Below are 9,621 nucleotides of genomic sequence, written 5' to 3'. Positions count from 1 at the left end.
CATTCTGTTTTGTATGATTATCATTATTTAGTTTGTCTTTTTGAGTTCAAGTAAATTCATAATTTTTTACCTTACCATTTTCTTTGTTTTTTTTAAAAAAAACATTTATATTAGAAATTTTATTTATTTCATTTATTGCTTTTGTTATAGTTTCACGTTCAAAATCAAATCGTCTAAACTTACCATTATAAACATAATCATCAATAGACAAACCAAGTAATTCTTTTAAATCTTTCGTTGTTATGTATCTTTCATTTTGTTTTTTACTTTCATCGCTTCAACTACACAACCATTTATATAAAGTTAAACTATGTTTTGATTTAAAACCTAAAATACTATTTAAATCAACTTTCGTATAATCTTTTATCAATTGTTCTAAAAAAGGCATAAACATCTTAGTAAGTTCTACTTCAAAAAAAGTTTCTTTTGGTTTTCAAACTGATGAATTAATAACTACTCCTATATACTCAGTTCCATAATTATCCACAAACTCAACATAAGTTTTATGAATTAGACCACGAATTAACTTACGATATCTTGGATATCTATTTGTACTTTCCAATTCTAATTTATCAAAAAAATCTAACTTATTTAATTTTATTGTTGTATCATTTTTACTAAAAGAATTAATTTGACCAAAAATTAAATGTAAAACTTTTTCTTCTTCAAGTGTAAATTTAGTATTTATACGTGCTAAAAAATTTGAATAATATATATTTAATTTTCTTACATTTTTAACTGTAAACTTTTTTTCCATAAATTACCCCTTTTAAAAATAAGATAAAATAATTATATCACAAGTACAATTATCTTTATTATTTAAAATCGTACTTGATGTTCCCTCTAACTCGTACTTGATGTTCCCTCTAACTCGTACTTGATGTTCCCTCTAACTCGTACTTGATGTTCCCTCTAACTCGTACCATGAATGAATATATAATGAATATATATGAATTAATTAATGAAGTAAAAATATAATTATTTTATGTCTATTTTAAACATAATTAAATATTTCAATATGATGTTGTTCTATTTTTCAGTTATATACTTGTATTTGTTCATTAACAAATTTTTTCATACTTTCATTTGGTACAAGTCATAGGATTTCTTTTCCATTTTGTAAATATCTATAATAACTATCAAGTTTGTTTTCAAATCTGTCTTTACTTTTTCTAGTTCTTTCAAGTTCAATAATCATTTCTTTATCTTCATAGTGGACTAGTAAATCAGGATATCCTTTTTCTCTTGGACTTTCTGCTTTTAGTTCTTTTTCAGTTTGATAGGAAATTATGTCGCTTTGTTTACAAAGTCATTTGATGAGTAAATCTTGATGAACTAACTCGTTATAATTAATTTTTATGCTTTTACTTTTTTTACCAAGTTTACAATTACCTAATGATGAAATAATATAAATATTTTTTCTAGTTAATTGGTCAACTTTTAATTTCTTTATTTAATTCAGAACAATTATTTCAATCCTCAAATAATGATTGATTTATTTTATTGATAACAGGTTGAACTTTGCACAAAGTATTACGATATAAATTTACTTTTTGAACAAATTGTAAATATTTATTTACTTCTGTTGGATTTAAAATATCATTTAATGATTTTTTTAAATCTTTATTATAAATTTCATAATTAAAACTTTTTTTATTTCATGATAAAAATTTAATAATTTGTTCATGCATTATTTTTTGTAAATTAAAAAAATAATTACTTCAATCTTTTTTATCTAAAAAATATCTAATTTTTTCTAACTGCATGTTTATTTGCTCTTCAAAATGCGATTCACTATTTTCAATAACTACGTTTTGAGGATTTTTATTAAAACAATTAAACAAATCATCTAATAAAATTTTGATAAATTTTCTTTGTTTACAATAAAGAAAATCATCTCTAATTTTTTTATTATATTCAAAAATATCTTTACTTGATAAAAGAATTTCTATTCATTTTTTACCTGATAATTTTAATTTTTTATAATAAAAAATATCATCATAATTTGAAGTTAGAATATATTTTATATTTTCTTTAAATATATTCTTAATAACAAAAAATGACTTATTTAACTCTTGATTAATTTTTAGAAATTTATTTTTCTTTGGATTTAATTTAACAAAATTATTAATATGTTTACCTAATTCAAATTTATTCATAGAATTATACTCTTTTTGTTTTAATAATTTACATTATTTCTTTAATGAGTTCTTCATATGCATTTTTTTGACGTCAATAATGTTTATTTTCTCAAATACTATTTAATTTATTCTCAGTTTTAATAAATGATTTTGAATTTGTTATTACACTTTGTGATAAATTACTATTTAATTTTTCTTCTTCTAATAATTTATAAATTTCAATAGTATCTTCATCTTCTTTTACGTTGTTAAAAATTATTCGTAAATTTGGAACAGTTATATTTTCTTGTCTACAAATATAATTTAAGGTATTTTTTAAATCTAAGATGCCTTTAAAACTCCCAATTCCATTGTTTATAGGTATCATTATCAAATCAGAAATAATTAAAAAATTAATTGCTAATTCAAGAACTGTTGGTGGATAATCAATTAATACATAATCATATTTTAAAAAAACATCATTAAAACTATTAAATATATTTTTGCCAACTTTATATATATTTTCTTTTACATATAAATTATTTAAGATTGTAGATGATTTTGTTAATTCTTCTCCGGCAATGATAATGTCAATGTTTTGATATTTTGTTTTTTGAATAATATTATTAATTCCAACATTAAATCCGCCAAACATTTTTAATAAAGTAACATCTTTTACAATTTTATTTGTATAAAATTGTACAGATAATGTAGCTTGGGGGTCTAAATCAATTAACAATACCTTCTTATTTTCTAAAGCAAATTTATAAGCAACATTCTTACAAAGAGTAGTTTTACCAACTCCCCCCTTTTTATTACAAAAACTAATCATTTTCATCTTCAGTATTTTCCTTTCCATATCGGTCTTCTAAAATAGTTGTCATTAAAGTTGTATAACTCCATCTTTTTTCTTTTGCTTCTTTTCTAAATTTATCAACTAAATATCTACTACAAAAAGTATTTGGTATCATATCTTGTGTTGTTCTTTTTTTAAAATCTTTTGTTTTAGAAAAACTTGAAAGTTCTTTTATTCCATTTTTTTCAAGTAATGCATTCAGTTTTGCCATTTTTTACTCCTTTATTATTTTTAGTATATTATAACAATATTTTAAAAATAAAACATGTTTTATTTTTAAAATATAAATAAAAATGATATTAAATAATATATTTTTATAAAAAATAAAAAAAATAAAACATGTTTTATTTTTAAAATTATTAAAAAAAACTGCACAATTGTGCAGTTTTGAAGTAATTATTATATTTACATTTGTTGTGATTTACTACTAGAACTTTGCCCTTTACTTGTTGAAGCTTCACTGTTTATTTTTGCTTTATCTTTTTCAAATCCAAAAGCATTGGCAACTCTTTCTCGTCTTTCACGTTCGTTTTTTTCTCCTCAAGCTTTATTTGCTTCTTCAGCTTCTTTGTTAAATTTGTCTTTATCTGCTTGACTTAATTTGTCAATTGGTTCTCATGGCATGTTTATCTTCTCCCTTATTATTCTTTTTGAATATTTTTTTCTACCCTTAAAATATCCAAGAAAGAGTATATATTTTTAAAATAAAAAGTGTGTAAAAATAATAAAAAATCACTATTTTGAAAAAATAGTGATTTAAAATTTATTACTTATTGATTATGTAAATAAACATTTTACTTTATTTCAAGTATTAGCTGAAATTGTTGAAGGTTGTAATTCTTGATTATTTACTGTATTACGTATAGATGAATCAAAATTATTAGGATTTAATTGTTCAACACTTGAATTTTTTAGAAAACTATTTGATTTATGATTTATTTTGTTATTACTTATTAGTTTGTTTAGATTATTTTCTGATTCAATATTTGAGTTTTCTAAATAACTATTTGATTTATTACTTATTAGTTGATTTGGAATTTCTTCTTTCCTATTATCAATTTTTTGTTTTAAAATATCATATTGTGTTTGTAATTTAGTTTCTAATTTATCACTTGTTAAATTTTTAATTATTGATTGACGTTCTTTTTTCTTTTTTTCTTTTAGTTCTTCATTTTTACATATTTTATTAGAAATTCATGATCAAACTTTTTTTGATTTTGGTGAAAATAATTCTGCCCCTCCTCTAAGGACTATAGCAATACCAGCAATTACAAGACTCATTATTAATAATGGAGGATGAATAAGATTAATAGCCACTACACCTAAGGGTATTATTAACCAACTAATTATTCATATACCTATTTCTTTTTTAGTTGGTTTTAGTTTAAAATCTTGTTGTTTTTTTAAAAAGTCTTTAATTGGTATCATTTTAAATGATACTTTGTTTTTATTAGTTGAAATATCATTAATTAATGTAATATCTTTTTTATATTCATTGATATTCTCATATGATTTTTTTTGTTTAAAGATTTTTATATCACCATTTGTAAGTTCTTGAAAAAATAGAACTTGCTCTCTAATGGAATTATCAGCATGTTGGAAAGTTGTTATGAAATAAATTTTATTATTAATTGGTAAAATTTCTTCATAAATTTTATTAATACCTGTTTTTTTACTTTGTTTTTCATCATAAATTGTTACAACATTATATTTAAACTTATCAAAATTTACATTGCTTCGTTTTATTTTTAATTCTTCATTTTCTTTTTTAATTTGTTGAATTTCTTTGTCTTTTTCTTGAATTATTGTTTTAGTTTGTGATATTTTTTCTGTAGAAATAGTATTTAAATCTTCTACAGCATCATAAAATATTTCGTTTTCTGATATTGGATCAGCATTAACTGGTTGATGATTAGCATTATTTTTTTCAACTAATTTAAACGCTGATCCACCATGTCTATTTTTTTCTCTAATCTCAATGTTTGCTACTTTTTTAATATCTTCTATGGATTTATTTTTTGATAAAAAATCATATGTTTGTGATTTAGTCTTATCTATTGTTTCTGCCATTGTAATATCTCCTTTAAACAATAAAACCCATTTACTTTTAAAATAAAGTAATGGGTTAAAACTTATATATTGGATAACAACTACATGTTATCAAATTTTGTGTATTTTACAATTAGTTAAAGTTTTAACAAAAATTCAGTTATAAATTACTTAATTTTTACTTTTTGTTTGTGGTTTTGGTCTGCCATTTAAAATCTTATCAATACTATATCCATGTAAGTTTAATCCACTTTCAGCATTTTTAATGGCATTTTCATATGCTGTGTTTATTTCTGACATATTGGTATTTACTCAATCAATAGTGTCTTTTTGTAATTCATCTAATTTAACATATTGTTGATAATCATTACTTGTAGCTTTTAATAATTTATTGTCTTCTCAAACAACACTTTTTAAATAATTTTTAATATTATGGTTATTTAAAAATTGACTTACTTGTGCTTTGATTTTATTTTCTTGCTCAGTTGTTGCAAAACCACGAGAAGCAATATTTGAAATATCATTTATTCATTTATCTTTGTTATTATTGATAAATATTTGATAGTTATTTATTCAATTTGAATAATTATACGGACTTCTCCCCACATGTACTTGTGGAGGAAACAATGAAATTGAATGAGTTCAACAATACTTTTCAAACAGAACAAGATTGTTTGAAATATATAGTAAGTTTGAAGGAAAATAAATGTATCAGGTGTTATTGAACAAATTTGAATACTTCTGATTTAAGAAGAATAAGATGTTTGAAATGTCATCAAACATTTAGTATTCTTCATGGCACCATTTTTTACAAGTCACAAATACCTTTGAAATCTTGGTTTTATCTCATCTTTAGATGAATAAACACCAAACATGGAATTCCATCAACTGATGTTGCAAAAGAATTGGGGGTAACTTTGAAAACTGCTTGAAGAATGGGTCATAAAATCAGAACTTGTATTGCCAAACAAGAATCACAATTTATTGTTGAGGGCATAGTGCAAATGGATGAAATGTATCTTTCACATATGGGTTTTAAAAAACAAGGAAGATCCTTGGTGAATAAAACCTTGATTGTTGGTATTTATGAAAAAACAACCAATAAATTAATTGTGAAAGTATTGAAAAATGCAAAAAGTAAAAATCTTTTGCAGTTTGCAAGAAACCACATTTCTTCAAAGTGTCATGTACATACTGATTTTTGAAAAGGATATTGCGATTTTAAATCGGTTTTCACTAAGCATGAAACAGTCAATCATCAAGATAGCTATGTTTCAAAAACTGGTGTAAATACCAACCAAATTGAATCAGTTTGAAAACATATAAGAAGAACATTTAAAACACATATCAAAGTTGCAAAACATCATGTTCATTTATATGCAAAAGAAGCTGCATATAAATTCAATAAGATACCTAGTTTTGAAATTGTAATGCTATGTTTGATTTAAAAATGTGGGGAGAAGTCCGTAGATAGGCTTTTCTCAGCATTTATGTGATAAAATTTAAAAATAGTACATAAAGGGAGAAAAGCCTAATTATATAATGTTGATTTATTAACTACATTACTATCATTCACATTTAATTTATTTTTTAAATCAGATAATTGATTTTTATAATTATCTAAAATTTCATTTGCTTTGTCATTTATTGTTTTTACTAATAAAGATTTGTTAATTCCATCATCAAATTTTGGTTCATTACTAATGTCATATATTAAAGGTTTTAAAAATGCTGTATAAGAAGTAATTTGATTTTTAATTTCACTATCAAAACCTTTTCCATTAGTTTTTATAGTTTCTTCAAAAATTTTATCAACAAAATTTTCATATTGATGTAATCAACCCATTGCTTGTTGTTTTTGTGTAGGATCATTTAAATTCACAGTAACATTAAGTTTTGTTTTAAGTTTCTCTAATTCACTATCATTGAAAGTTCCTGTAAGCTTTCAATTGTTTTCACCAAGTTCTAAATAACTATCGTATGTATTACCAACAACATCCACTAAATGTAAATGATATATACCATCTCTTTTTATTGACAAATTCTGATAAGCATTTTGATGTGTTCCGGTTTCTGTAAAATCATTTGTAGTATCATCAACTGTTCCTTGTACAAAATAACTATTTCGATAATCAATTAATTTATCATTAATTGCTAAATATAAATTTGCAGGATGTAAACTACCAACTTTGCTTTTTATTTGAATAATATTAGCACCATCTGTATTTCCATCATTTGAAACTAAACCGCTATACAATTGTGTATCATCAATATTGGTAGTGTAATCTAATTCATTAATTTGATTTTTAATGAAAAAAACAAAATTAATTGTTCCGGTTTTATTGCCAGACAATACTTTATATTCATCTTTTAAAATCAAAACTAAATGATGTTTTCCAACAAGTATATTTAAATCTGTTGTAGGAATTGTAATGTTTTTATTATGAACATCTAGAATAAAGTAGACACAGAATTGTAACCTTTGTGTTAAAAATACTTTAAGGAAGGTGTTCATTTTTTTATGGCTAAATGATTATCAAAAGAAGAAAAGTTAAAAATAATAAAAATAAGTAAAATTAAAACAATTGATAAAACCGCATTAGAGTATGGTATTGGTCGATCATCAATAAAAGAATGAATTAAAGCATATAAATTATTAGGTGAAAAAGGTTTAGAATATGGCAATGGAATTCGTGCTAAAAAAACCAAAAGAACAGGTCGACCCAAATCTTTAAATTTTAATGAAATGACAAAACAAGAATTAATTGAATATGGCTTTTCTCAGCATTTATGTGATAAAATTTAAAAATAGTACATAAAGGGAGAAAAGCCTATAATAATTATCGACCTCAAATAAAATTAAAAGGAATGAGTCCAATCGAATATCGATTAGCTCATTCCAAATTAACAAATAATTACTTCATACCTATAAATTTAACACTTACAAACGCTATTTTATAAAATTTAATAAAAGGTTACTTTTATTGTCCACTTTTCTTGACAAGTTCAAATTAAATACTAGCTTACAAATGGTTGTTCTTTCCTTTATTTCAATTTTATTAAAAAGATCCTAAACAGGTTCTTATAAAATGATAACTTTATGAATTAACAAAATTTATAATTTAAAATTAAAATTTCATATTGTATATAGATATATGAAAAATATGAGTTTAAAAGCTAAGGTTCGCATAAAAAAATTTGATTATAGAACTAAATCAGGAAGTTTAAGATATGATAATTTATTAAAACGTGATTTTTCAACCACTGATTTAAATCAAAAATTAGGTACTGATATAACTTATTTATTAACTAATGGTAAAACATATTATTTATCAATTGTTAAAGATTTTCATAATAATGAAATATTAGATTATAAAATAAGCTCAAGTTTAGATATGACATTTGTTGTCCAAAATATTATTCAAGCTTGAGTTAATGCTCAAAAACCTAATTCATGAATTTTGCAATCAGATCAAGGATTTCACTATACAAATCCTTCATATAAAACTTTATGTGATGAATTAAAAATAAAAATTTCAATGTCTAGAAGAGGTAATTCTTGTGATAATGGTGCTACTGAATCTTGATTTGGAACAATGAAAACAGAATTTCTATATCAAATTCCAAGAAAAAATAGAACTATTGAATGAATACAAGACAACTTACCTAAATATATTTACTTTTATAATAACCATCGACCTCAAATCAAATTAAAAGGAATGAGTCCAATCGAATATCGATTAGCTCATTCCAAATTAACAAATAATTACTTCATACCTATAAATTTAACACTTACAAATACTATTTTATAAAATTTAATAAAAGGTTACTTTTATTGTCCACTTTTCTTGACAAGTTCAAACATTATTTGCAAACAATGGTTTTAAATTACTTGTACTTGTTCCTACTAATGCACTAAGAGTGATTGTAGTTAGTAAGTTCTTCATTTTATTTATTCTCCTTTAATTGTTTCAATAATTTTCTACGTGCTCTTTTTTGTGAATTTATTTTATTTTTATTTAATTGATAATATGCACGCCTTTTTTCATTAATTCTTTTAGAATTTAGTTTTCTATAATTCTGCATATATTCTTTTGAATATATTTTATTTTTTTCTTTAACTTCTGGATTTTTTCAATATTCTTTTGAATATTTTGCTAATTTTTCTTTATTTTTCAAATAATATTTTTGTCTTTGCTCTTTTAATCTTTTTCTATATTCAGGATTATTTTTATTTTTTTCTCGATATTTTTTTATGGAAATTTTTTGTTTTTCAGTCATTTAAAACTCCTTAATGTATGTTCATTTTTTTAAAATAATTTAGATTAGAAATATCTTTATGTTTTTCACATGGCATAAAATAACCTTTTTCCTTATCATCAGAAATTCTAAAAGTTGGTGCACATTCATCACATTTAAATAATTCTGCTATTTGGTCTGCTTCTTCTTTTGTCATTAAACACTCACTCCTTTTTAGGTATATGCTTTTATTTGGCTCGTATTTGCTGTTTTTAGCGATGTTTTGATTTTAATTACCATCAATATTGTCTAGAAGCATTTGTGTTTGTATATCGTTTAAAGATTGGTGTTTATTAT

General features: G+C 22.9%; 15 protein-coding genes. 3 read left to right on the top strand and 12 right to left on the bottom strand.

What is annotated here, in order from left to right:
• The 8 genes from M0D11_RS04305 to M0D11_RS04270 form a co-directional block, all read right to left on the bottom strand.
• On the bottom strand, positions 1-757 hold a 757-nt coding region (locus tag M0D11_RS04305), incomplete at its 3' end, for a replication initiation protein (protein WP_252320419.1).
• Between the two features lie 237 nt (positions 758-994).
• A complete protein-coding gene (locus M0D11_RS04300; RefSeq protein ID WP_252320417.1) occupies positions 995-1,198 on the bottom strand; it encodes a hypothetical protein in 204 nt (67 codons plus the stop codon).
• A gap of 223 nt (positions 1,199-1,421) precedes the next feature.
• Positions 1,422-2,159, bottom strand: a complete 738-nt coding sequence (locus M0D11_RS04295) for a hypothetical protein (RefSeq protein ID WP_252320415.1) — start codon at positions 2,157-2,159, stop codon at positions 1,422-1,424.
• A 28-nt stretch (positions 2,160-2,187) separates the two neighbouring features.
• Entirely contained in the window at positions 2,188-2,958 is a 771-nt protein-coding gene (locus M0D11_RS04290) for a ParA family protein (protein ID WP_252320413.1), read from the bottom strand.
• A complete protein-coding gene (locus tag M0D11_RS04285) occupies positions 2,945-3,187 on the bottom strand; it encodes a hypothetical protein (RefSeq protein WP_252320411.1) in 243 nt (80 codons plus the stop codon). Before M0D11_RS04285 ends, M0D11_RS04290 begins: the two co-directional genes overlap by 14 nt.
• 194 nt (positions 3,188-3,381) lie before the next feature.
• Entirely contained in the window at positions 3,382-3,600 is a 219-nt protein-coding gene (locus M0D11_RS04280; protein ID WP_252320410.1) for a hypothetical protein, read from the bottom strand.
• Positions 3,601-3,753: 153 nt separating this feature from the next.
• Complete coding sequence (locus tag M0D11_RS04275) at positions 3,754-5,046, bottom strand: hypothetical protein (protein ID WP_252320408.1); 1,293 nt, start codon at positions 5,044-5,046, stop codon at positions 3,754-3,756.
• Between the two features lie 150 nt (positions 5,047-5,196).
• Positions 5,197-5,631, bottom strand: coding sequence for a hypothetical protein (locus M0D11_RS04270; protein WP_252320406.1), 435 nt, complete (start codon positions 5,629-5,631; stop codon positions 5,197-5,199).
• Between the two features lie 221 nt (positions 5,632-5,852).
• Here M0D11_RS04270 and M0D11_RS04265 point away from each other — a divergent pair, with 221 nt between their 5' ends.
• On the top strand, positions 5,853-6,473 hold the full coding sequence (locus tag M0D11_RS04265) for an IS1595 family transposase (RefSeq protein WP_252318950.1): 621 nt from the start codon (positions 5,853-5,855) through the stop codon (positions 6,471-6,473).
• 83 nt (positions 6,474-6,556) lie between these two features.
• On the opposite strand, the gene M0D11_RS04260 is transcribed toward M0D11_RS04265, so the two are convergent.
• Positions 6,557-7,540 carry a hypothetical protein gene (locus tag M0D11_RS04260; RefSeq protein ID WP_252320404.1) on the bottom strand — a complete coding sequence of 328 codons (984 nt, stop codon included), beginning with the start codon at positions 7,538-7,540 and terminating at the stop codon, positions 6,557-6,559.
• A gap of 6 nt (positions 7,541-7,546) precedes the next feature.
• Here M0D11_RS04260 and M0D11_RS04255 point away from each other — a divergent pair, with 6 nt between their 5' ends.
• Together M0D11_RS04255 and M0D11_RS07250 are read left to right on the top strand one after the other, a co-directional pair.
• The gene (locus M0D11_RS04255; RefSeq protein WP_252320402.1) at positions 7,547-7,831 is read left to right on the top strand and encodes a hypothetical protein; all 285 of its coding nucleotides are present in this window, start codon (positions 7,547-7,549) and stop codon (positions 7,829-7,831) included.
• Positions 7,832-8,180: 349 nt separating this feature from the next.
• On the top strand, positions 8,181-8,837 hold the full coding sequence (locus tag M0D11_RS07250; RefSeq protein WP_252320400.1) for an IS3 family transposase: 657 nt from the start codon (positions 8,181-8,183) through the stop codon (positions 8,835-8,837).
• A 3-nt stretch (positions 8,838-8,840) separates the two neighbouring features.
• On the opposite strand, the gene M0D11_RS06895 is transcribed toward M0D11_RS07250, so the two are convergent.
• The 3 genes from M0D11_RS06895 to M0D11_RS04240 are packed head-to-tail and all read right to left on the bottom strand — an operon-like array spanning position 8,841 to position 9,481.
• The gene (locus M0D11_RS06895; RefSeq protein WP_256468414.1) at positions 8,841-8,972 is read right to left on the bottom strand and encodes a hypothetical protein; all 132 of its coding nucleotides are present in this window, start codon (positions 8,970-8,972) and stop codon (positions 8,841-8,843) included.
• Position 8,973: 1 nt separating this feature from the next.
• On the bottom strand, positions 8,974-9,306 hold the full coding sequence (locus M0D11_RS04245; protein ID WP_252320398.1) for a hypothetical protein: 333 nt from the start codon (positions 9,304-9,306) through the stop codon (positions 8,974-8,976).
• 10 nt (positions 9,307-9,316) lie between these two features.
• Positions 9,317-9,481: a hypothetical protein gene (locus tag M0D11_RS04240; RefSeq protein WP_252320396.1), complete on the bottom strand. Its 165-nt coding sequence runs from the start codon at positions 9,479-9,481 to the stop codon at positions 9,317-9,319.
• Between the last annotated feature and the right edge of the window lie 140 nt (positions 9,482-9,621).

This window comes from Spiroplasma endosymbiont of Lariophagus distinguendus (assembly GCF_023846195.1).
Taxonomy (GTDB): Bacteria; Bacillota_I; Bacilli_A; order Mycoplasmatales; family VBWQ01; genus Spiroplasma_E.
Note: the sequence above shows the minus strand (reverse complement) of the source record. Positions and strands in the feature narration are given on the sequence as shown.